We start from the raw sequence: 22,746 nt of genomic DNA on the forward strand, positions 1-22,746 counted from the left end.
GAAGGTCTTTAAGGCGATTTTTTTATCTTCCGGTAGGGAAATAAAGAATGTCTGCTGAGAAAGAAGTTGCCTGACGCATTCAGTTAATTTGAAATAAATCTTGTTTTTTTACAGGGAACTGTCAGTTTTTGTCAGTAAGAAGGCATCTCTGTTGTAGGGAGAAACGATGCAGGGATGTAGTTTTTTAACAACTTATTTACGATGAGCTGTCAGATAAATTTATCCGGTACAACGTAAAGCAGGGTAAGCAGTCAAAACAGCGTTGGGTTAAACAATAAAAACCCACAGAGAGCAGGGCTATTTAGTGCCGAATTTATGTTAAAAAATGGCATTACAAGCCATTACTCTTTACTGTATCAGGAGTAAATTTCAACAAAGTTGCAATTTGTCGGCGGGATGTATAAAGTAAAAAAGTGTCAATAAGCGTGATGCATATCTCATTTTTGTGCCACGCACTCATGCTGCGTTATAGCTTTCCTTACCATTTGCCACCGGCTGGCTATGAAAGCTATGGTGCTGCCTCTCCGTCATCGCGTCATCCGTGAGGAAACGATATGAACGAAGCTACAGGCTCATCTATCCATACAAAAAAACATTTCTGGCAGAAAAAAGCGCAAAAGGAACTTACCGTCGACGATATCACCATTGTCGACAATGAGATGCTGAAGCGCGCCGTCGGCGCCGCGGCGCTGGGCAACGCCATGGAGTGGTTTGACTTCGGCGTTTACAGCTATCTGGCCGTCACTATCGGTAAAGTCTTCTTCCCTGGCGGCAGCCCGGCGGCGCAGTTGATCGCCACCTTCGGCGCCTTTGCCGCCGCCTTCCTGGTGCGTCCCATCGGCGGCCTGTTTTTCGGCCCGCTCGGCGACCGCATTGGACGTCAGAAAGTGTTGGCGATCACCATGATTTTGATGTCTATCGGTACCTTCTGTATCGGGCTGATCCCCGGCTATAACAGCATCGGTATTGCCGCGCCGCTGCTACTGCTGCTGGCGCGTCTGTTGCAGGGCTTCTCTACCGGAGGAGAATATGGCGGGGCCGCTACCTTTATCGCCGAGTACTCCACCGATAAACGCCGCGGCTTTATGGGCAGCTGGCTGGAGTTCGGCACGCTGGGCGGTTATTTGCTGGGGGCCGGGCTGGTCACCGCGCTGACGGCGGCGCTGTCGACCGACCAGCTGCTTAGCTGGGGCTGGCGCGTTCCTTTCTTTATCGCTGCGCCGCTGGGACTGTTCGGTCTCTATATCCGTCTGAAGCTGGAAGAGACGCCGGCGTTTCAGAAGCATATGGAGAAGCAGGAAGCGCTGGAGCACAGCAAGCCGCGCATGACGCTGTGGCAGATGCTGAGCAAATACCGTGCGCAGATGTTGAAATGCATCGGTCTGGTGCTGCTGTTCAACGTCTCCAACTATATGCTCACTTCTTACATGCCGAGCTATCTCACCGGCGTGCTGGGACTCAGCGAGCTGAGCGGCCTGATGCTGGTGCTGGTGGTGATGTTTGTGATGATGCCGCTGACGCTGTTCTGGGGCCACTGGAACGATCGCCTTGGCCGTCGTCCAGTGATCGCGCTTGGATCGGTCGGTTTGATCGTGCTGGCGATCCCGTGTCTGATGCTGGTGGCGACCGGCAATCTGGTGTTCGTCTTTATCGGCCTGATGATCCTTGGGGTGCTACACAGCTGCTTCAGCGGCACCATGCCTTCCGCGCTCCCGGCGCTGTTCGCCACCGATATTCGCTACAGCGCGCTGGCGATCGGCTTTAACATTTCTGTCTCGCTGTTTGGCGGCACCACGCCGCTGATGACCGCCTGGCTGGTCGATAAAACGCAAAATCTGCTGATGCCTGCTTACTACCTGATGGGTGCTGCGGTGATCGGTTTAATTACCGTCTTCTTTATGCGAGAAACGGCGCGTAAGCCGCTGCACGGCTCAGCGCCCGCGGTCGGTTCCGAAGCGGAAGCGGTCAGGCTGGTGAAAAAATTAAAGCTGCGCCGTCAGAAAGAAAAGATGCAGACGCAATAATATCGGCTTTAATGAAGCGCGCCGCGAATAAACAATCATAACGGTATTTATTAGCTTGAAAATAATAAGGCACAATTTAATTGTGCCTTTATTTTTTATTTAAAGCGGGAAAGAGAGAACGGCGTTAAGTCAAATTCACAGGGCTTATCGCTGGCAAAAGCACAGGCTATTTCACCTAATACGCTGGCGAATTTAAAACCGTGACCGCTTAATCCGCTTATTACCATGCGCTGATTATCATCCGGCAGCGTATCGATAATAAAATCTTCATCGGGCGAATTATCATAAGCGCAGGCGGCGCCGTGTAAACAGACGCCGACGCCCGGTAAAAAGCGGCGCAGGAAATTAAACACCTCATTACCATCGCTGGCCCAGGCGCCAAAAGGCCTGCGCGCCTCGCCGGTCGCCATCGGTTGACCGCCATCGTGTCGGCCTATTTTCAGCTCGTTATTATCAGCCGGAAAACCGTAATACTGGCTGCCGTCTTCCATTTCAACGGTAAAGCCGGGGAATTTATTGTTTTCGCTATAGCGGCCGTCGGCCTGATACCAGGCGAACACCTTGCGCACCGGCGTGACCGGCAGTTCAGGGCAGAGTGCTTTAATCGCGGTGCCGGCGCTGATCAGCACCTTGCGGCCATAGTAGTCGCCGTCAAGGGTGGTGACGCGCTGGAGCTCGCCTTCGCGGGCGAGGGCGCTAACCGGACAGTTAAACAGCTGGGCGCAGCCCGCCTCGCGCGCCAGGCGTATCCAGCTGCGAATCGCCACTTCCGATTTAAGGTAGCCGGAGCGCGGCTCATAAACCCCTACGTAGCCATCCGGCACGCTGATGTCCGGCCAGCGCTGTCGCACCTGTTCCGCCTCCAGCACCTCAATTTCAAGCTGGAACTGACGCGCGCTTTCAATAACGTTGGCGATAAACGGCGAGGCGGCAGGAGAGAGATTGATAATGCCGCTGCGGTGCATGATGCGCTCGCCGCTCAGCGTTTCCAGCTCGTCCCAGAGCTGTTGCGCGCGCAGCACCATCGGCACATAGCGCGCGCCTTCGCCGTAGGCGTGGCGGATAAGGCGCGTGGCGCCGTGATGGCTGCCTTCCTGATGAGGGGGATGGGCGCTGTCGATCATCAGCACCTTCAGCCCGGCGCGGGTGGCGTACCAGCCCGCCGCGGCACCGACGGAGCCACTCCCGATAACGATAAGATCATAAACCATTTGCCAACTTCTCCTGACGCTGCGAAGGGTTAGCAGCATAGCAAAAGGGCGCGGATAATAAAAAGGCACCCCGAAAGGTGCCTGTCAAACATGATGCTAATTAGTGCTTTTTGTAGTCTCGAGCAAGGATTTCGCTGGCTTCTATTTTAGCGATGCCCGCTTCCAGAATGGAGATAAATTGTCTGGCAACATCCGTAGTCAGCCAGTAAGTCGGCCCTACGTCGGCTTCATCAGGCTGTTGCTCATTAGATGAAAGCGAGTGCAGACGAATCATCATCGCATCATACGAGTCCACGGTACTGATATCCCATCCAACGAGGGGATGTGTCTGAATGATCTCTTTATTACTGTCCATTATAACCCCCTTATTACTCGTAGAACGAAGTGATTAATTGAGGTTTCAATGCGGCTTTTTTTCACAGAGCAGAATGATTATAACAGCGTTACAGAATTAAGCGGCACGAAAAATGCGCTAATCGCTACTTTAATCGGCAGGTGAATAATAATTGAACGGAAATCTGAAATTTCTTAGAGAGAAAAAACTCCTGCCTGAAGCAGGAGTTTATAAAATTAAACGCCGGCATCGGACTGAATTTTTACCGGCGCGCTGCGTTTTTCCAGTTCTTCTGCAAGGCGGGCAAAATGCAGCTGCATCCCCTCATCATAATTTTGATTCTGCGATTCCAGACGCAGGCTGTGAATCAACAGCTGGTTGGATTTGGCGTCCAGACAAAATGTCAGATAAGAAAACGCGTTTTCCAGCACGGTAAGACGACGCTGCTGTTCGCCAATTAGCGCCAGCAGTTCACCAAATGTCATCGCCTCTTCGGGTTTTTCAGTGGTCATGGGTAACACCTCCTGTAAGCATGACTGGCGCAAGAATAAGTCATCAGCTTAAAACAGTCTATAACCGCGTTGACGCGGCGGCGAGGCGGCAAAGATAAAAAAAAGCCGGATGGCGATATCCGGCAAACAACGGCACAAAGAGGGGATCAGTCAGTGATAAACCAGTCGTCCGCGCTTTCCCATGTCTCCTGCAGGATTTCGGTCACGCGATCTTTCGCTTCTTTACCACTGCCCATCACGGTCAGGTTATTGGCGCTGGCGTAGCGCACGGAAATATGGTTGCTGACTTCAGGAAATTCTTTATCAATACGTTTTGACAACTCCTGCGTCAGCGCATCGATAGCGCCGGCAGGGAGCTGAGTGGTTTTCGCTATAGTGACTTCAACACGCATATCTGCCTCCGCTTTGAGTACTGTGTATTTATACAGTTAACACGAACGCAAAGCAACGAAAAGCTGCGCGAGAAAGAGGGGAAGCGTAAAAGAAAAGCGGAGACGGCTGACGCGTACTGCGCCAGCCAAAAGGCGTATCAGGCGACGCGCCAGTTCAGCGTTTCACCGGCGAGGAAAGGCACTAGCGTATCGCCCGCCGCAGGGATGCTTTCGGGCACCGTCCAGGGCTCGCGCACCAGACGAATCGTTCCTTCATTCAGCGGCAGCCCGTAGAAGCGTGGGCCGTTCTCCGAGCAGAAGGCTTCAAAGTGCGCCAGCGCATCCATCTCTTCAAATACCGTGGCGTAGGCGGGCAGCGCCGTCGGCGCGTTAAATACCCCGGCGCAGCCGCAGCTCGTCTCTTTACGGTGACGCAGATGCGGCGCGGTATCGGTGCCGAGGAAAAAGCGCGGATGGCCGCTGGCGATCACCTTGCGCAGCGCCTCCTGATGCACATTGCGCTTCAGGATCGGCAGGCAATAAAGATGCGGACGCACGCCGCCGACCAACATATGGTTACGGTTAAACATCAGATGCTGCGGGGTAATCGTCGCGCCGAGACGCTCATTACCCGCCTCCACATACTGCGCCGCCTCTTTGGTGGTGATATGTTCAAACACCACCTTCAGCTCAGGGTAGCGCTGGCGCAGCGGCTCCATCACCGTTTCGATAAAGCGCGCCTCGCGATCGAAAATATCGATATGTGCGTCGGTGACTTCGCCATGGATCAGCAGCGGCATGCCGATGCGCTGCATCCGCTCCAGCACCGAAGCGATGGCATCGATGCTGGTGACGCCGTGGCTGGAGTTGGTGGTGGCGTGAGCGGGATAGAGTTTGGCGGCGGTGAAAACGCCAGCGCTGAACCCTTTTTCCACTTCGTCCGCGCTCAGCGAATCGGTCAGGTAGCAGGTCATCAGCGGCTGGAACGCATGGCCTTCCGGCAGCGCGGCGAGAATGCGCTCGCGGTAGGCGATGGCCGCCTCGACGCTGGTGACCGGCGGCGCCAGATTAGGCATAACGATGGCACGGCCGCACACGGCGCTGGTCCAGGGCAATACGGCGCGCAGCATCTCATCGTCACGCAGATGGATATGCCAGTCGTCAGGGCGGCGAATGATCAGTTGCTGGGGTTGTGCAGTCATCAGTTATGCTCCGGCGGTAAGAATGAAGAAAGGCGGTTTTTAGCCGGGTACCAAGCATAAGGATAAAGGCAACCGATTGCACTTGCTTTGTGCGCGTCAGGTAAAAAAAGCCCCGCGTGGCGGGGCGTTGAGAAGATAGCCGATAAGTTGAAAAGGGTTAGTCGGTAAAGGGAATAACCAGCTCGCCCGGTTTGACTTCAATGCCTTTCGCCAGTTTTTTCGCCATCGCTTCCGCTTTGCTGCGCTCGGTGCTTAACACCCAGGCCGGCTCACGATCGAAATAGCTTTTCAGCGACTGATTCAGATAGGGCGTCAGGGTTTGCAGCACCGGCTGCATTTTCTCCGGCTGTACGTCCGACTGCACGATTTCCATATCTTTCAGGTAAATCGCGCCTTTTTCTTTATCGAAAAACGGCTGCGCTTTCATCTTCAGCTGCATATCCGCCTGCTGCGGACCGAGCAGTGAAGTGATGTTGACCTTCGCGTTGCCGGAGAGCGTCACCTTGCCCGGCTCTTCGCGGCCAATCTGGCTGCTGAGGTTGGTCAGTACGATATGCGCATTGACCAGCCCGGAGACGCCGATATTTTTTTCGTAGTTATTATGCTTTTGCAAAGCCTGGTTCACCTCCTGTTCGGAGATGGTGTACTGGGTAAGCTGGTTACAGGCGGTTAGCAGACCGGCAACCAGAAGGGCGCAGAGCGCCAGAAACGCCTTGTTCATGACAATCCTCGAAAGTAATGCGGAGAAAGTCTCCTTTTTAAGGAGGCTAAGCTTGCCGCAATCGCCGCCGCGAGTCACCAGGAGAATACGTAAAGAAGGGGAAAAAGAGAGGCGGCATGATGCCGCCCGGCAATATCAAACCGCGATGGAGCTCAGCAAATTAACCTGCGTCTGCTTCGCCATATTATCGCGATACTCGGCAACCCGGCTGGGCCAGGTGACGCCTGCCACCAGCGTCAGCGAACGCAGCAGCGGGAAAAGGTGAATGTCATCATCCGACAGCTCGCCGTTGACCGCATTCGGCTTGACGATCAGCTTATCGAGATCGCGAAGATCGTCGCTGATCTTCTTCACCAGCCCGTTGGCGTGCTGTTTCAGCTCGGCGAAGTCACCGATGCTGGCTTCCTTTTTATTTTTAAAATAGCTGCGCGCTTCCGGCGTGGCGAACTCGGCGAAAGAGGCCTGCGCGATGCGGGGCAGCAGCAGCTTATTCACGTAGCCGTTCACGTTGCGCAGCCAGTCATTGATGGCGGGATTGGTTTTGCCGGTCAGCAGCGGTTCGCCATCCAGCTTATCGACAAAACGCACAATATCGAGGCTTTCCGGCATGCAGCTGCCATCCTCTTTTTGCAGGATCGGCGCAATCTTCTGACCGATCAGACGCTTCGGCGTTTCTTCATCGTCGTTGAGCATCACGATCAGTTCTACCGGCAGGTTTTTCAGACCGAAAATCATGCGCGCTTTCACGCAGAAGGGACAATGATCGTAAATATAGAGTTTCACCAGACCTCTCCTTACTGCTGCTGTCGGCAGCGTCGGCCGCCGACAATCGTTTGAATAGTCTTAAAAAGTATGGAAGAGATTCAGAGGGAGGGCAAACCGCGACGGCGGCTTTAGCCGCCGCTGAGCATCGCGGGCGCGGCGGTGCGCGGCTGAAACTGCCACCAGAGCGCCAGCAGCGTCGCCATGCCCACGCTGCCGAGCATCAGCCAGGGAAGCTCTGGCAGACCCAGCTCGCGGCCGGCGTCGAACATCCAGCCGCCGCCGGTGTAGCCGAGCGCGCCGCCCAGCGCCAGGCCGAGGCGGCTGAAGCCGAGATAGCTGCCGCGCGCCCGCGCGCTGGCCAGCTCGGCGCTGAGGGTTTCCCGCGCCGGCTCGGCGATAATCGAGCCGATATAAAACAGGCTGATCAGCACAAACAGCTGCTGCAACGAGTCGGTCAGGCCGATGGGCAGCAGGCTGAGCGTCATCAACAGCAGGCCCGCCATCAGGCGATGGTGCAGGCGAAAGCGCTTTTCGCTCCAGCGGGCGATGGGATAGAGCAGCGTCAGCGACAGCGTGGCTTCAATGGCGTACATCCATTTCACCGCGCTGGCGCTGCCAGCAACCTGATTCACCATAATCGGCAGCATCAGCATCACCTGTACCGCCAGCATGTAATAGCCGGTCAGCGTCAGCACATAGGTGCAGAAGCGGCGATCTTTCAATACGCGGCTTAACCCTTCGCGCATCGGCGTCGGCACGGTGGAGATGCGCCAGGCGGGCAGCAGCAGGGCGTTGAACAGCGCGGCCAGCACGAACACCAGCGCGCCGGCCCAGCAGACCAGACGGAAATCCCAGGCGAGCAGCCAGCTGCCGATTAGCGCGCCCAGCACTGCGCCAGCGCTGTCCTGCATCATTAACAGCGAAAAGAAGCGGCCGCGCGCCTCCGGGCGGATCAGCTTCACCACCAGCGCGGTGCGCGGCGGATCGAACAGCGTGCCGCCGATGCCCGAGAGCAGACAGGAGAACCAGAGAACCCAGGGCTCGTGCGCCACCGCCATGGCGGCGAAACCGGCGGCGCGCAGCAGCATGCCGCTGACGATCATCGGCTTGGCGCCGAAGCGGTCGGCGATCGCGCCGCCGAAGACCCCCAGCCCCTGCTGCACCAGCTGACGCAGCCCAAGCGCGATGCCCACCATTATCGCCGCCCAGCCCAGCTGATCGACGAAGCGAATCGAAATCAGCGGAAAAACGACAAAAAAGCCCAGCACCACCAGCATATTGTCGACCAGCAGAAAAATGCGCCCCAGACGCCGGGCGCGCGCAACACAAGCCATGCTGATTCCTTAGCAACCATAAACAAAGCGCATTTGAAGAAGCTCTATTCTCGGTGTTGGCTGTGCAATTTAACAGCAAACGGGGAATGATATTTTTTTATCGATCTTTGACAAAATGTGCTGTAATTTCAGGGCAGTAATAGCGTCTTCTCAGCTTTTCTTCACGCCGGGTTTGCTTCCGGGCAATCTGTGAAGCCAGAATAATGAGAGACGGATGGCCGGGCTGCGCTGACGACAGCCGCGCCGGGCATCAATCAATTTTGTTTATCAGCCATGGCTTTCAGGAGAAAAGATGTTTGGCTATCGTTCCGCCGCGCCGAAAGTGCGCCTGACTACCGATCGGCTGGTAGTACGTCTTGTTCATGAGCGCGATGCATGGCGACTGGCTGATTACTATGCTGAAAATCGCGCCTTCCTTAAGCCCTGGGAGCCGGTGCGCGACGAAAGTCACTGCTATCCCTCCGGCTGGCAGGCGCGTCTTGGCTTGATTACCGACATGCACAAACAGGGCAGCGCTTTCTATTTTATTGTGATGGACCCTGAAGAGAAAGAGGTGCGCGGCGTCGCCAATTTCAGCAACGTGCTGCGCGGTTCGTTTCACGCCTGCTATCTCGGCTATTCGCTGGGCGAAAAGTGGCAGGGGCAGGGGATGATGTTTGAAGCGTTGCAGTCGGCGATCCGCTATATGCAGCGCCAGCAGCGCATGCATCGCATTATGGCCAACTATATGCCGCACAATCAGCGCAGCGGCAATCTGCTGGCGCGCCTGGGCTTTGAAAAAGAGGGCTACGCCAAAGATTATCTGCTGATTGACGGCCGCTGGCAGGATCATGTACTGACCGCGTTGACCTGCCGCGACTGGACGCCAGAACGACGCGGCTGAGGCCGTAGCGCGCCGGCTCTTCTTCGCGCCGGCGTCTGACATATTCAGCCTGGCAAACAGGCTGGTTTTCATCCATCCGGGCGTCGCGCCTGGCGCAAAAGGTCCGATACAGAGGTCTGCTATGACAGTAAAAATTGGGGTAGTGGGGTTAGGCGGCATCGCGCAAAAAGCCTGGCTGCCGGTGCTGGCGCGCGCCGATGCGTGGACGCTGGTGGGCGGCTTTTCGCCAAACCAGCAAAAGGCGCAGCAGGTATGCGACAGCTATCGCATGCGCTGCTACGGCCATATCGACGCGCTGGCGGCCGACTGCGACGCGGTGTTCGTGCACAGCAGCACCGCCAGCCACTACCGCGTGGTGCGCGAGCTGCTGGAGCTGGGCGTCGACGTCTGCGTCGATAAGCCGCTGGCGGAGACGCTCGACGAGGCGGAAGCGTTAGTGGAACTGGCGCACCGGCGCGGCCGCAAGCTGATGGTCGGCTTCAATCGCCGCTTCGCGCCGCGCTATCAGCAGCTAAAGGCCGCGCTGCATCAGCCTGCCTCGATCCGTATGGAGAAACACCGCAGCGACAGCGTCGGCCCGCACGATCTGCGTTTTACCCTGCTGGACGACTATCTGCATGTGGTGGATACCGCCCTGTGGCTGGCGGACGGCAAGGTTAAACTGCATCACGGCTACATCCAGACCACCGAGGCGGGAGAGATGCTCTACGGCGAGCATCACTTCAGCGTCGGCAACGCTCAGGTCACTACCAGCATGCACCGACGCGCCGGCACGCAGCGCGAGTCGGTGAGCGCTATCGCCGACGGCGGCGTCTGGCAGCTGGACGAAATGCGCGACTGGCGCCATGAGGCGGAAGGAAAAACCCTGATTGAGCCGCCGCCCGCCTGGCAAACCACCCAGGCCTTGCGTGGTTTCGACGGCGCGGCGCGCCATTTTATCGACTGCGTGCAAAATCAGACAATGCCGGAAACCAGCGGCGAGCAGGCGCTCAAGGCGCAGCGCATCGTGGAAAAAATCTGGCGCGACCTTGAGCAAGAATAATCTGCTGTAACAATCCATTGTGGTTATTTCCCTGCGTATCGGTAGACTAACCGCCGGATCGGCCCGCTGCCGGTCCGCTATTGTCTGTTAACCGGATTGAACCTTCAGGATGCGCAGTTAACCATGAATTTGTTGAAATCCCTGGCGGCGGTCAGCTCTATGACGCTGTTCTCACGCGTGCTGGGCTTTGCCCGCGATGCGATTGTGGCAAGGGTGTTCGGAGCCGGGATGGCTACCGACGCCTTTTTCGTCGCCTTTAAACTTCCCAATCTGCTGCGCCGCATCTTTGCCGAAGGCGCGTTTTCGCAGGCGTTTGTGCCGATCCTGGCGGAATATAAAAGCAAGCAGGGCGAGGAGGCGACGCGCGTGTTCGTTGCCTACGTATCAGGGCTGCTGACCCTGGCGCTGGCGCTGGTCACTTTTCTCGGCATGATCGCCGCGCCCTGGGTGATTATGGTCACCGCGCCGGGCTTCGCCGATACCGCAGATAAGTTCGCGCTCTCCAGTAGTCTGCTGCGCATCACCTTTCCCTATATTCTGCTGATTTCGCTCGCCTCGCTGGTGGGCGCGATCCTCAACACCTGGAACCGCTTTTCGGTGCCGGCCTTCGCGCCCACGCTGTTGAATATCAGTATGATCGGCTTCGCGCTGTTCGGCGCGCCGCATTTCCATCCGCCGGTGCTGGCGCTGGCGTGGGCGGTGGTGGTCGGCGGCGTGTTGCAGCTGGGCTATCAGCTGCCGCACCTGAAAAAGATCGGCATGCTGGTGCTGCCGCGCCTCAATCTGAAGGATGCGGGCGTCTGGCGCGTGCTGCGTCAGATGGGACCGGCAATCCTCGGCGTTTCCGTCAGCCAGATTTCGCTGATCATCAACACCATTTTCGCCTCGTTCCTCGTCTCCGGCTCGGTATCATGGATGTACTACGCCGATCGCCTGATGGAGTTTCCCTCCGGCGTATTGGGCGTGGCGCTGGGCACCATTCTGCTGCCGTCGCTGTCGCGCAGCTTCGCCAGCGGCAACCATGATGAATATTCGCGCCTGATGGACTGGGGACTGCGTCTCTGCTTCCTGCTGGCGCTGCCGAGCGCGGTGGCGCTGGGGATTCTCTCCGGGCCGCTCACCGTGGCGCTGTTCCAGTACGGCAAGTTCACCGCCTTTGACGCCGCGATGACGCAGCGCGCGCTGATCGCCTATTCGGTCGGCCTGATGGGGTTGATCGTGGTGAAGGTGCTGGCGCCGGGCTTTTACTCACGGCAGGACATCAAAACGCCGGTAAAGATCGCCATCGTCACGCTGATTATGACGCAGCTGATGAACCTGGCCTTTATCGGGCCGCTGAAGCATGCGGGACTGTCGCTGTCGATTGGTCTGGCCGCCTGTCTGAACGGCGCGCTGCTGTTCTGGCAGCTGCGTAAAAAGCAAATTTTTCAGCCGCAGCCGGGCTGGTTCGGTTTTTTGCTGCGTCTGGTGCTGGCGGTGGTGGTGATGGCGGGCGTGCTGGTAGCGATGCTGATGGTGATGCCTGCCTGGGATATCGGCGGCATGCCGTACCGCCTGATGCGGCTGGCGGCGGTCTGCGCGGTGGGCGGCGGCGCCTATTTCGTGGTGCTGGCGCTGCTGGGTTTCCGCCCACGCGACTTCGCCCGTCGCTCGGTCGCCTGATTCAAAACGCGCAAAACCCGCCGGAAGCGAATCCGGTGGGTTAATGCTTCAGCGGTTAAACCCGCCGTGAGGTAAAGCCGCCGGAGGTCGCCTGACCGTCCGGGCCGTAAAAGGCCTGAGTCTGATGCGGCTTCAGCAGCGCCAGCGCTTTGCTGTTCAGCGCTACCTGCTGATTTAACAGCATGCCGTTATGGGTGTTGTTGTCGCGCAGTTGACGCGTGCGTTGTTCGATCGTCTGCCAGCGACGCGCCAGCTCCGGCTGGCCGCGATAGGGCGCCTGAAGACGATACTGTTTCTCTGATTCCCGCCGCATGCCGTCCAGATAGTTCAGCGTCGTCAGCAGTGAACTTTTATCTTCGGTAATACGCTGAAGCAGGCTGCTGTTAATAAAACCGGCAGAGAGCTGCTCATGCTCTTCCTTTATTATGTTGCTCAGCGAGCCGAGGACTTCCTGCATTTTATCCAGCGCGGTAATCAGGCTGTTCATAGCGGTTATTTATCCTGTAAGTACGATTTCGCTTCCTGAATCAGGGCGTCAGCGATTTTACCGGTATCCATCTTCAGCTCGCCGTTGCGAATGGCGGTTTTCAGCTGCTCGACGCGCGCGGTATTAATGTCCTGACTGCCCGGCTTCATCAGCTGGGACTGAGCGCCGCTCAGGCTGACCTGCGCGGCACCGGCTGGCGTTGCTGCGCTGCTGGTCTGACGCACTTTCGCGCCAGCGCTTTCATTGCTTTCGCGCGGCTGAACGGTGCTGACGGGCTGCATAGCTTTAGTTTTATCAATGCTCATGGTCTGGCTCCTGTAAATTCAGGCCTGGATGCTGCCTGATAGGCAAAGAGTACAATGTATGTTGATCCCACTATCGGCAGAACAACAGCCATCTTTAGCAGTTTATAGCGATATAAGAATATTCCCATCCGCACTGACGCTGCCGCTGACTATTTGCCCATTTCCCATTCGCACCCGCACCCGCTGCGTCGCCGTGGCGTTGTTCAGCGCCCGACCTTCGCCGCTGGCGTTAAAACCGTCGCCCTGCGCAATCACAATCACCGGCTGACCGGCTTTTACCCGCCAGGGCTGACGCACCATTGAGAGCGTCAGCGGCTGGTCGGGCAGCAGGTCGCGCACGCTGACCGCATCGACAATTTGCTGTGGATCGAGCACCGCGCGCGCAGGCAGGGTATCGAGTCGTCCCTGCTTTATGACCACGTCCGCGACGCTCAGCGTGGCGCCGCGCGGCACCTGACGGTTCACCACCACGTAATCGCCGGTCACCTGCACTTCCACCTGGATATAACGGCGCTGCTGATCGCAGTTCGCCGCCACGCTCATCGTGCCCCACAGACGGCTGTTGCCGGGAAGCGAGAACTGCGGCGCGGGGCAGGCCGGCCACTGCTGCGGCGGCGTGCGCACCACAACGTTCATACCGGCGGCATGCTGCGGATCGCGCGTTTTAAAAAACTGGTTGAGCTGTGCGGTCAAGTCGTCCGCCCATACCGGCATCGCCAGTATGAACAGCATCGCCGTCAGCCACCCTTTTATTATCCGCATCTGTTTATCCCCGTCACCTTGCATGCCGCTGATTCTACCCGTGCGCGCAATTCTTCAAGGCAAAAAATAGCGCTGCTTTTTAGCGCTATTCCGGCGATAGCTTTCCACGCGCCCGATTATGCTGACAACTCAAAATTTTCACTTTCGGAGGAAGCATGCTTGACAAACTGGATGCAGCACTACAGTTCGGCACCGAAGCGCTGAACCTGCGGGCTCAACGTCAGGAGATCCTGGCATCCAACATCGCTAACGCCGATACCCCAGGCTATCAGGCCAGAGATATCGATTTCGCCAGCGAGCTTAACCGCGCGCTGGAGAAAGGGCGTGCGCAGGGTTCAGGCCTGTCGCTGGCGGTGACGTCGGCACGCCATATTCCTGCACAGACTGCAAAGTTGCCGTCGATGGACCTGCTGTATCGCATTCCCGATCAGCCGTCGATGGATGGCAACACCGTCGATATGGATCGCGAGCGTACGCAGTTCGCGGACAACAGCCTGAAATATCAAACCGACCTCACGCTCATCGGCAGCCAGATAAAAGGCATGATGACCGTGCTGCAGGGACAATAACAGATGGCATTACTGAACATTTTTGATATCGCCGGTTCGGCGATGACTGCACAGTCTCAGCGATTGAACGTCGCCGCCAGCAACCTGGCCAACGCCGACAGCGTGACCGGGCCTGACGGCCAGCCCTACGTGGCGAAACAGGTGGTGTTCCAGGTGGACGCCGCGCCGGGTCAGGCGACCGGCGGCGTGCGCGTGGCCCAGGTGGTGGAAGACAAGACGCCAGCGAAGCTGGTTTACGATCCAGGCAATCCGCTGGCGGACGGCAAAGGCTACGTCAAGATGCCGAACGTCGACGTGGTCAGCGAGACGGTAAATAGCATGGCGGCATCGCGCAGCTATCAGGCGAACGTCGAAGTGCTGAACACCGTCAAGTCAATGATGATGAAAACCCTGACCATGGGTCAATAACGGAGAATAACAATGGGCTTAGCCGTTGGCGTTAACGAAAAGATCAACCCCAGTGTCCTGACCAACACCACCGGGGCGTCGAGCAGCAGCAGCGCGTCCGATCTGCAGAGCAACTTTTTGACGCTGCTGGTGACGCAGCTGAAAAACCAGGATCCCACCAATCCGATGGAGAACAACGAGCTGACCACGCAGCTGGCGCAGATCAATACCGTAAGCGGCATTGAGAAGCTGAACACCACGCTGGGTTCGATTTCCGGTCAGATCAACAGCAACCAGTCGATGCAGGCCTCTACCCTGATCGGCCACGGCGTCATGGTGCCGGGCACGCAGATTCTGGCGGGCAAGGGGCAGGCCACGCCGTTCGGCGTCGATCTGACGCGCGCCTCGACTACCACCACCGCGACCATTACCGACGGCAGCGGCAAAGTGGTGCGCACCCTCGATCTTGGCGGCCTGACGGCGGGCGTCCACACCTTCTCGTGGGACGGCACGCTGGCGGATGGCACTACGGCGCCGGATGGCAAATATAACGTCTCGCTCGCCGCCAGCGACGGGACAGAACAACTGGTGGCGCAGCCACTGAACTATGCCTTAGTGAACGGTGTGACCACCGATTCCAGCGGGGCAATCCTTGACCTCGGGACGATGGGCACCACCACGCTCGATAAAATTCGTCAGATTCTCTAAAACGACACCAATTTACTCAGGAGTGACACATGGGCTTTTCACAAGCGGTCAGCGGCTTAAACGCGGCCTCCAGTAACCTCGACGTTATCGGCAACAACATTTCCAACTCCGCGACCGCCGGTTTTAAATCCAGCACCGTCGCGTTCGCCGACATGTTCGCCGGCTCGAAAGTGGGCATGGGCGTAAAAGTAGCTGGCGTGATCCAGGACTTTAACGACGGCACCACCACTACCACCAGCCGCGGCCTGGATGTGGCGATCAGCCAGCAGGGCTTCTTCCGCATGGCAGACGACAACGGATCGGTCTATTACAGCCGTAACGGTCAGTTTATGCTGGATGAGAACCGCAACATCGTTAACATGCAGGGCATGAAGCTGACCGGCTATCCGGTTGCGGGCTCGCCTCCGACCGTGCAGACCGGCGCTAACCCGGTTGCGCTCAGCGTGCCGACCACTCAGATGACCGCCAGCGCTACCACCAAAGGCGGGCTGGTTGCTAACCTGAACTCATCCGACGGCACCAAATCGGACGCCAGCTTCGACAGCACCAACGCTTCCAGCTACAACGCCAAGTCGTCTATGACGACCTATGATTCGCTGGGCAACGCGCACACCATCGATCTCTATTTCGTGAAAACCGCGGACAACAACTGGAGCGTGCACCCGATCGACTCCAGCACCGGCACCGCGACCACGCCGTTTACCATGAGCTTTAACGCCAACGGCATCATGACCTCTGCGGCCAGCCAGACTATCTCCATGGGCGCGCTGAACGGCGCCAACGCGCAGACCTTTACGCTGGATTTCACCAACAGCATGCAGCAGAACACCGGCGCCAACACCTTCGGCAACCCGACGCAGGATGGCTACAAGCCGGGCGACCTGGTGAGCTACCAGATCAACAATGACGGCACGGTAGTGGGCAACTACTCCAACGAGAAAACGCAGGTGCTGGGTCAGATCGTGCTGGCGAACTTCGCGAACGCCGAAGGCCTGAAGTCGGAAGGCGATAACGTCTGGTCATCTACCGCCTCTTCCGGTCAGCCGCTGGTTGGCCTGGCGGGCACCGGCAACCTCGGCACCCTGACCGCAGGCGCGCTGGAGTCTTCTAACGTCGATCTGAGTAAAGAACTGGTCAATATGATCGTGGCGCAGCGTAACTATCAGTCGAACGCGCAGACTATCAAAACCCAGGATCAGATCCTCAACACGCTGGTTAACCTGCGTTAATAACGCTAACAGGATTGCGCTATGGATCACGCGATTTATACCGCCATGGGCGCGGCGAGCCAGACGCTCAATATGCAGGCGGTGACGGCCAACAACCTGGCCAACGCCTCCACCCCAGGCTTTCGCGCGCAGCTTAATGCGCTGCGCGCGGTGCCGGTAGAAGGCCTGTCGCTGCCGACGCGTACGCTGGTCACCGCCTCGACGCCGGGCTCCGATATGTCGTCGGGCGCGCTCGACTACACCCAGCGTTCGCTGGATGTGGCGGTACAGCAGGACGGCTGGCTGGCGGTGCAGGCACCGGACGGCACCGAAGCTTACACCCGCAACGGCAACATGCAGGTCAGCCCCACCGGGCAGCTCACCATTCAGGGCAACCCGGTGATGGGTGACGGCGGTCCGATTGCGGTGCCGCAGGGCGCGGAGATCACCATCGCCTCCGACGGCACGCTGACCGCGCTGAATCCGGGCGACGCCCCGAACGCGACGGTGCAGCTGGGACGTCTGAAGCTGGTGAAGGCGACCGGTCAGGAAGTGATGCGCGGCGACGACGGCATGTTCCGTCTGACCGCGGCGGCGCAGGCTCAGCGCGGCGCGGTGTTGCAAAACGACCCGACGGTGCATGTCATGCCCGGCGTGCTGGAAGGCAGCAACGTCAAGCCGGTTGAAACCATGGTCGACATGATCGCTAACGCCCGCCGCTTCGAGATGCAGATGAAAGTCATCTCCAGCGTCGATGAAAACGAACAACGCGCCAACCAGCTGCTCAATATGAGCAGCTAAGGCGAAAGGAAAACAGCATGATTAGCTCCTTATGGATCGCCAAAACCGGTCTTGACGCCCAACAAACCAATATGGACGTCATCGCCAACAACCTGGCCAACGTCAGCACCAACGGCTTTAAGCGTTCGCGCGCGGTATTCGAAGATCTGATGTACCAGACCATGCGTCAGCCGGGCGCTCAGTCCTCTGAGCAGACCACGCTGCCGTCCGGCCTGCAGATCGGCACCGGCGTGCGTCCGGTGGCGACCGAGCGCCTGCACACCCAAGGCAACCTGTCGAAAACCGACAACTCGAAAGATGTGGCGGTCAACGGACAGGGCTTCTTCCAGGTGCAGATGCCGGACGGCACCCTGGCCTATACCCGTGACGGCTCGTTCCAGGTGGACCAGAACGGCCAGCTGGTAACCAACGCCGGCTTCCCGGTTCAGCCCGGCATCACCATTCCGGCCAACTCCCTGAGCATCTCCATCGGGCGTGACGGCGTGGTGAGCGTGACCCAGCAGGGTCAGGCGCAGCCGGTGCAGGTCGGTCAGCTGACGCTGAGCACCTTTATCAACGATACCGGTCTCGAAAGCGTGGGCGAGAACCTCTACAAAGAGACGCAGGCTTCCGGCGCCCCGACCGACAGCACGCCTGGCCTGAACGGCGCCGGTCTGCTCTATCAGGGCTACGTGGAAACCTCTAACGTCAACGTGGCGGAAGAGCTGGTGAGCATGATCCAGACGCAGCGCGCCTATGAGATCAACAGTAAGGCTATTACCACCTCCGATCAGATGCTGCAAAAACTGACGCAGGTGTAACGGCAGTAAGCGCGCGTTAGCGCGAACCGGCGGGGCGTAAGTCCCGCCGATCCAGAGTGACATAATGAAAGGTATACAGGTCATGGCGAAGCAATACGCATTCAAGCCTGGACATTTGGTCATCGCCACGCTGCTGGTGACCCTTAACGGTTGCGCCTTAGTTCCCCGTAAACCGCTGGTCGATGGCCCAACGACGGCTCAGCCGATGCCAGCCATGCCGCCCGTGGTAAACGGCTCCATTTTCCAGGGGGTGATGCCGATGAACTACGGTTATCAGCCTCTGTTCGAGGATCGTCGTCCGCGCAATATCGGCGACACGCTGACTATCGTGCTGCAAGAAAACGTCAGCGCCAGTAAGAGCTCCTCCGCCAACGCCAGCCGAGACGGCAGCGCCACGCTCGGCCTGACCGCCGTGCCGCGCGCGCTGGAAGGCCTGCTGGGCGGCGATAAGACCTCGCTGAGCGGCGAAGGCAAAAACGATTTCGCCGGTAAGGGCGGCGCCTCCGCCAATAACACCTTCACCGGTACGATTACGGTTACCGTCAATCAGGTGCTGCCGAACGGCAACCTGAACGTGGTCGGTGAGAAGCAGATCGAGATTAACCAGGGCACCGAATTTATTCGCTTCTCTGGCGTGGTCAACCCGCGCACCATCAGCGGCAGCAATACCGTGGTGTCCACGCAGGTGGCCGACGCCCGTATCGAATATGTCGGCAACGGCTATATCAACGAAGCGCAGAACATGGGTTGGCTGCAGCGCTTCTTCCTGAACATCTCACCGATGTAAGAGGCTTTTATGTCACAGTCACGCATTATTCGTTTCGCGCTTTCGCTGCTGCTGCTGGGCGTCAGCGCATTTGCCTGCGCCGATCGCATCCGCGATCTCGCTACTATCCAGGGCGTCCGGGATAACCAGCTGATCGGCTACGGCCTGGTGGTCGGGCTTGACGGCACCGGCGACCAGACGGCGCAGACGCCGTTCACCACCCAGTCGCTGAACAACATGCTTTCCCAGCTCGGCATCACCGTGCCGACCGGCACCAACATGCAGCTGAAAAACGTGGCGGCGGTGATGGTGACCGCCAGTCTGCCGGCGTTTGGCCGTCAGGGGCAGCAGATCGACGTCGTCGTCTCCTCGCTGGGCAACGCCAAAAGCCTGCGCGGCGGCACGCTGCTGATGACGCCGCTGAAAGGCGTCGACAACCAGGTTTACGCGCTGGCGCAGGGCAACATTCTGGTCGGCGGCGCGGGCGCCTCGGCAGGCGGCTCCAGCGTGCAGGTCAACCAGCTGAACGGCGGCCGCATCACCGGCGGCGCGACCATTGAACGTGAAATTCAGAGTAACTTCGGCACCCAGGGCACGCTTAACCTGCAGCTGAATGACGAAGATTTCAGCATGGCGCAGCGCATCAGCGACGCTATCAACGGCCGCGGCTTAGGCGTGGCGCAACCGCTGGACGCCCGCACCGTACAGGTGCGTGTGCCGATGAACAACAGTTCGCAGGTGCGTCTGCTGGCCGATATCCAGGATCTGGACGTGTCGGTGCCGATTCAGGACGCGAAAGTGATTATCAACTCGCGAACCGGATCGGTGGTGATGAACCGCGAAGTGGCGCTCAGCTCCTGTGCGGTTGCGCAGGGCAACCTGTCGGTGACGGTGAACCAACAGCAGAATGTTAGTCAGCCGAATACCCCGCTGGCGGGCGGTCAGACCGTGGTGACGCCGCAAACGCAGATCGATATGCGTCAGGAAGGCGGCGCGCTGCAACGCGTTAACGCCAGCGCCAACCTGAACAGCGTGGTGCGCGCTCTGAACGCGCTCGGCGCGACGCCGATGGACCTGATGTCGATTCTTCAGTCAATGCAGAGCGCGGGCTGCCTGCGCGCCAAACTGGAAATTATCTGATGAATGATACGCAATCTGTAGCGAGCGCGGCGTTTGACAGCCAGTCGCTCAATGACCTGAAACGTCAGGCAGGCAACGATCCAAATGGAAAAGCGTTGCAGGTGGCGAAGCAGGTGGAAGGCATGTTTGTGCAGATGATGTTGAAAAGTATGCGTCAGGCGCTGCCGCAGGATGGCCTGCTCAGCACCGAACAGTCGCGGATGTTCACCTCAATGTATGACCAGCAGATTGCGCAGGAAATGGGCAATAAAGGGCTTGGGCTGGCGGACGTCATCGTGAAGCAGATGATGCCGGCTCAGGCGCCGGACGAAAAGGCGGGCACCGTGCCGATGCCGCTTGACCGTTCAGTCGTGATCAATACGCTGCTGCCCCGTCAGCTGGAACAGATGCAGACGCAGATGCTGCAAATGGTGCAGCGTGCGGTGCCGAAGCTGCCGCAGCCGACTGAAAGCGCGCCGCTGAGCGGCGACAGCAGCGACTTTATCGCCAAACTAACGCAGCCGGCGCAGCTGGCCAGCCAGCAGACCGGCATTCCGCATCAGCTGATCCTCGCCCAGGCGGCGCTGGAGTCGGGCTGGGGCAAACGTCAGATTCTGACCGAGGACGGCAAACCGAGCTATAACCTGTTCGGCATTAAAGCCACCAGCAGCTGGCAGGGGAAAACCACGGAAATTACCACCACCGAATATGAGAACGGCGTGGCGAAAAAGGTGAAGGCGGCATTCCGCGTCTATGACTCCTATCTTGATGCGTTAACCGACTACGCCAACCTGCTGAGCAACAATTCGCGTTACGCCAAAGTGACCACGGCGAAAACGGCGGAAGAGGGCGCGCATGCGTTGCAGGAAGCGGGCTACGCCACCGATCCGAAGTACGCCAAAAAGCTGGTGGGCATGATCCAGCAGTTTAAAAATCTGGGCGAAAAGGTCGCCAAAGCCTACGGCAATGATATCGGCGATCTGTTCTGATTTTTCACTCAAGTTTCACTTAAGCACGCCGATAACCACAACAGGCCAGAGAGTGTCCAGCACGCTCGCGGCACCCGATTCGTTTACTGCCGCCCGGTGCGTTACCGGGGCAAAAAGGAACCGACATGTCCAGCTTAATTAACTCCGCAATGAGCGGACTGAGCGCCGCGCAGGCTGCGCTGAGCACGACCAGCAATAACATCAGCAATTACAGGGTAGACGGCTATTCGCGCCAGACGGCGGATCTGTCATCGCTGCCCAGCACCCTGAGCGGCAGCAGCTATTACGGCAACGGCGTCACCGTTAGCGGCGTTCATCGCGAATATGACGAGTTCATTACCGGTCAGCTGCGCAGCGCTTCTGCGCAGAACAGTGGCATTACTTCGCAATATAACCAGATTTCGAATATCGACGACCTGATGTCTTCGTCGTCTAACAGCCTGTCGACCACGCTTTCTGATTTCTTCACCACGTTGCAGAACGTCGTGAGCAACGCGGACGATCCTTCCGCGCGTCAGACGCTGATGGGCAAAGCGTCCGGTCTGGTTAACCAGTTTAAAGTGACCGACCAGTATCTGCGCAACATGGACAGCAGCATCAACACCAACGTGGCGTCGTCCATCCAGCAGATCAACAGCTACTCCAGCCAGATCGCCAATCTGAACGGTCAGATCGGCAAGCTCCAGGCGGCGGGCGCCGGCGCCGATCCCAACAGCCTGATGGATCAGCGCGATGCGTTGGTGAACAAGCTGAACGACCTGGTGGGCGTCAATGTCTCCAAACAGGACGGCAGCTATATCGTTTCGATGTCGAACGGTCTGGCGCTGGTGAACGGTTCGGACACCAAAGAGCTGGTGGCGATGCCTTCCAGCAGCGATCCGACCCGCACCACCGTCGGCTACGTGGATAAAACCGCAGGCAATGTCGAAATCCCGGAAAACCTGGTCAGTACCGGTTCGCTGGGCGGCCTGCTGAAGTTCCGCAACGAAGACCTCGACTCGGCGCGCAACAAGCTGAACCAGCTGGCGCTCAACTTCGCCGACAGCTTCAACACCCAGCATAAAGCGGGCTTTGACAGCAAAGGCAACGCCGGTACCGACTTCTTCTCCATCGGCGGCCCGTCGGTGGTAAGCAACAGCAAAAACGGCTCCTCCGTGACCCTGACCGCCAGCTGGAGCGACACCAGCAAGGCGCAGGCGACCGACTACAAGGTGTCGTGGGACGGCAGCAACTGGAACGTCAAACGCCTGTCGGACAACACTAACGTCAGCGCGACGCTGGACGCGAACGGCAAACTCAATTTCGACGGCCTGCAGCTGACGCCGTCAGGCACGCCGTCCGCCAATGATAGCTTTGTGGTCAAGCCGGTCAGCAACGCCATCGTCAATATGGACGTGGCGATCAGCAACGAGTCGCAGATTGCCGCGGCGTCGGCGACGGGCGGCGAAAGCGATAACCGCAACGCGCAAAAACTGCTCGATTTGCAGAGCAAAAACCTGGTGAACGGCAACGCGACGCTGTCGCAGGCCTACGCCAGCCTGGTGAGCGATATCGGCAACAAAACCAATACGCTGAAAACCACCAGCGAGACGCAGACCAACGTGGTGACGCAGCTGACTAACCGCCAGCAATCGGTGTCGGGCGTCAACCTTGATGAAGAGTACGCCAACCTGCAACGCTACCAGCAGTACTACATGGCGAATGCGCAGGTATTGCAAACGGCGTCAGCGATTTTCGATGCGTTGATCAACATCCGTGGCTAATTGAATTAATGAAGGAATAAC

At 58.3% G+C, this 22,746-nt stretch carries 25 protein-coding genes; 14 read left to right on the forward strand and 11 right to left on the reverse strand.

All coding sequences use genetic code 11. The features are described 5' to 3' along the window. The first annotated feature begins 554 nt into the window (after nt 1-554). Nucleotides 555-2,024, forward strand: coding sequence for a glycine betaine/L-proline transporter ProP (gene proP / locus C2E16_RS08135; RefSeq protein WP_038626843.1), 1,470 nt, complete (start codon nt 555-557; stop codon nt 2,022-2,024). 95 nt (nt 2,025-2,119) lie between these two features. On the opposite strand, the gene solA is transcribed toward proP, so the two are convergent. The 8 genes from solA to mdtH all read right to left on the reverse strand — a co-directional run bounded on the left by solA (nt 2,120) and on the right by mdtH (nt 8,474). Further along, nucleotides 2,120-3,235, reverse strand: a complete 1,116-nt coding sequence (gene solA / locus C2E16_RS08140) for an N-methyl-L-tryptophan oxidase (protein WP_084970928.1) — start codon at nt 3,233-3,235, stop codon at nt 2,120-2,122. A 100-nt stretch (nt 3,236-3,335) separates the two neighbouring features. Beyond that, entirely contained in the window at nt 3,336-3,590 is a 255-nt protein-coding gene (gene bssS, locus C2E16_RS08145; protein ID WP_084970930.1) for a biofilm formation regulator BssS, read from the reverse strand. Between the two features lie 215 nt (nt 3,591-3,805). Then, nucleotides 3,806-4,081 (reverse strand): hypothetical protein, encoded by a 276-nt coding sequence (locus C2E16_RS08150; RefSeq protein ID WP_038626839.1) that lies wholly within the window; start codon nt 4,079-4,081, stop codon nt 3,806-3,808. 146 nt (nt 4,082-4,227) lie between these two features. After that, on the reverse strand, nt 4,228-4,473 hold the full coding sequence (dinI, locus tag C2E16_RS08155) for a DNA damage-inducible protein I (RefSeq protein WP_038626837.1): 246 nt from the start codon (nt 4,471-4,473) through the stop codon (nt 4,228-4,230). A 137-nt stretch (nt 4,474-4,610) separates the two neighbouring features. Beyond that, nucleotides 4,611-5,654 carry a dihydroorotase gene (pyrC, locus tag C2E16_RS08160; protein WP_084970932.1) on the reverse strand — a complete coding sequence of 348 codons (1,044 nt, stop codon included), beginning with the start codon at nt 5,652-5,654 and terminating at the stop codon, nt 4,611-4,613. A gap of 157 nt (nt 5,655-5,811) precedes the next feature. Then, nucleotides 5,812-6,375 carry a lipoprotein gene (locus C2E16_RS08165; RefSeq protein ID WP_038626833.1) on the reverse strand — a complete coding sequence of 188 codons (564 nt, stop codon included), beginning with the start codon at nt 6,373-6,375 and terminating at the stop codon, nt 5,812-5,814. Nucleotides 6,376-6,510: 135 nt separating this feature from the next. Then, the gene (gene grxB, locus C2E16_RS08170) at nt 6,511-7,158 is read right to left on the reverse strand and encodes a glutaredoxin 2 (protein WP_038626831.1); all 648 of its coding nucleotides are present in this window, start codon (nt 7,156-7,158) and stop codon (nt 6,511-6,513) included. 110 nt (nt 7,159-7,268) lie between these two features. Beyond that, nucleotides 7,269-8,474, reverse strand: a complete 1,206-nt coding sequence (gene mdtH, locus C2E16_RS08175) for a multidrug efflux MFS transporter MdtH (RefSeq protein ID WP_104951462.1) — start codon at nt 8,472-8,474, stop codon at nt 7,269-7,271. Nucleotides 8,475-8,766: 292 nt separating this feature from the next. Between mdtH and rimJ the strand changes: the two genes are divergently transcribed. From rimJ to murJ, 3 genes are all read left to right on the forward strand, one after another. Beyond that, nucleotides 8,767-9,357, forward strand: a complete 591-nt coding sequence (gene rimJ / locus C2E16_RS08180; protein WP_038626827.1) for a ribosomal protein S5-alanine N-acetyltransferase — start codon at nt 8,767-8,769, stop codon at nt 9,355-9,357. 121 nt (nt 9,358-9,478) lie between these two features. After that, the gene (locus C2E16_RS08185; protein ID WP_084970490.1) at nt 9,479-10,399 is read left to right on the forward strand and encodes a Gfo/Idh/MocA family protein; all 921 of its coding nucleotides are present in this window, start codon (nt 9,479-9,481) and stop codon (nt 10,397-10,399) included. Nucleotides 10,400-10,522: 123 nt separating this feature from the next. Continuing rightward, nucleotides 10,523-12,061: a murein biosynthesis integral membrane protein MurJ gene (murJ, locus tag C2E16_RS08190; RefSeq protein WP_084970491.1), complete on the forward strand. Its 1,539-nt coding sequence runs from the start codon at nt 10,523-10,525 to the stop codon at nt 12,059-12,061. A 55-nt stretch (nt 12,062-12,116) separates the two neighbouring features. Here the strand turns inward: murJ and flgN are convergent, their stop codons facing one another. The 3 genes from flgN to flgA all read right to left on the reverse strand — a co-directional run bounded on the left by flgN (nt 12,117) and on the right by flgA (nt 13,615). Next, nucleotides 12,117-12,548: a flagellar export chaperone FlgN gene (flgN, locus tag C2E16_RS08195; RefSeq protein ID WP_038626821.1), complete on the reverse strand. Its 432-nt coding sequence runs from the start codon at nt 12,546-12,548 to the stop codon at nt 12,117-12,119. Nucleotides 12,549-12,553: 5 nt separating this feature from the next. After that, nucleotides 12,554-12,853 (reverse strand): flagellar biosynthesis anti-sigma factor FlgM, encoded by a 300-nt coding sequence (gene flgM, locus C2E16_RS08200; RefSeq protein WP_038626819.1) that lies wholly within the window; start codon nt 12,851-12,853, stop codon nt 12,554-12,556. A gap of 102 nt (nt 12,854-12,955) precedes the next feature. Beyond that, entirely contained in the window at nt 12,956-13,615 is a 660-nt protein-coding gene (flgA, locus tag C2E16_RS08205; RefSeq protein WP_038630049.1) for a flagellar basal body P-ring formation chaperone FlgA, read from the reverse strand. A 155-nt stretch (nt 13,616-13,770) separates the two neighbouring features. On the opposite strand from flgA, the gene flgB reads away from it, so the two are divergent. From flgB to flgK, 10 genes are all read left to right on the forward strand, one after another. After that, on the forward strand, nt 13,771-14,184 hold the full coding sequence (flgB, locus tag C2E16_RS08210; RefSeq protein WP_038626817.1) for a flagellar basal body rod protein FlgB: 414 nt from the start codon (nt 13,771-13,773) through the stop codon (nt 14,182-14,184). 3 nt (nt 14,185-14,187) lie between these two features. Continuing rightward, entirely contained in the window at nt 14,188-14,592 is a 405-nt protein-coding gene (flgC, locus tag C2E16_RS08215; RefSeq protein ID WP_038626816.1) for a flagellar basal body rod protein FlgC, read from the forward strand. Between the two features lie 12 nt (nt 14,593-14,604). Continuing rightward, a complete protein-coding gene (flgD, locus tag C2E16_RS08220) occupies nt 14,605-15,279 on the forward strand; it encodes a flagellar hook assembly protein FlgD (protein WP_038626814.1) in 675 nt (224 codons plus the stop codon). Between the two features lie 29 nt (nt 15,280-15,308). Further along, on the forward strand, nt 15,309-16,508 hold the full coding sequence (gene flgE / locus C2E16_RS08225; RefSeq protein ID WP_084970492.1) for a flagellar hook protein FlgE: 1,200 nt from the start codon (nt 15,309-15,311) through the stop codon (nt 16,506-16,508). Nucleotides 16,509-16,529: 21 nt separating this feature from the next. Beyond that, the gene (locus tag C2E16_RS08230) at nt 16,530-17,288 is read left to right on the forward strand and encodes a flagellar basal body rod protein FlgF (RefSeq protein ID WP_038626811.1); all 759 of its coding nucleotides are present in this window, start codon (nt 16,530-16,532) and stop codon (nt 17,286-17,288) included. A 17-nt stretch (nt 17,289-17,305) separates the two neighbouring features. Continuing rightward, a complete protein-coding gene (flgG, locus tag C2E16_RS08235; RefSeq protein ID WP_038626809.1) occupies nt 17,306-18,088 on the forward strand; it encodes a flagellar basal-body rod protein FlgG in 783 nt (260 codons plus the stop codon). Between the two features lie 82 nt (nt 18,089-18,170). Next, complete coding sequence (gene flgH / locus C2E16_RS08240) at nt 18,171-18,875, forward strand: flagellar basal body L-ring protein FlgH (RefSeq protein WP_038630048.1); 705 nt, start codon at nt 18,171-18,173, stop codon at nt 18,873-18,875. A 9-nt stretch (nt 18,876-18,884) separates the two neighbouring features. Further along, on the forward strand, nt 18,885-19,994 hold the full coding sequence (locus C2E16_RS08245) for a flagellar basal body P-ring protein FlgI (RefSeq protein ID WP_038626807.1): 1,110 nt from the start codon (nt 18,885-18,887) through the stop codon (nt 19,992-19,994). Continuing rightward, nucleotides 19,994-20,962 carry a flagellar assembly peptidoglycan hydrolase FlgJ gene (gene flgJ, locus C2E16_RS08250; protein WP_084970493.1) on the forward strand — a complete coding sequence of 323 codons (969 nt, stop codon included), beginning with the start codon at nt 19,994-19,996 and terminating at the stop codon, nt 20,960-20,962. Before C2E16_RS08245 ends, flgJ begins: the two co-directional genes overlap by 1 nt. Nucleotides 20,963-21,087: 125 nt before the next feature. Then, on the forward strand, nt 21,088-22,725 hold the full coding sequence (flgK, locus tag C2E16_RS08255) for a flagellar hook-associated protein FlgK (RefSeq protein ID WP_084970494.1): 1,638 nt from the start codon (nt 21,088-21,090) through the stop codon (nt 22,723-22,725). Nucleotides 22,726-22,746 lie beyond the last annotated feature (21 nt).

The sequence above is a fragment of the Mixta calida genome (assembly GCF_002953215.1).
Classification (GTDB): Bacteria; Pseudomonadota; Gammaproteobacteria; order Enterobacterales; family Enterobacteriaceae; genus Mixta; species Mixta calida.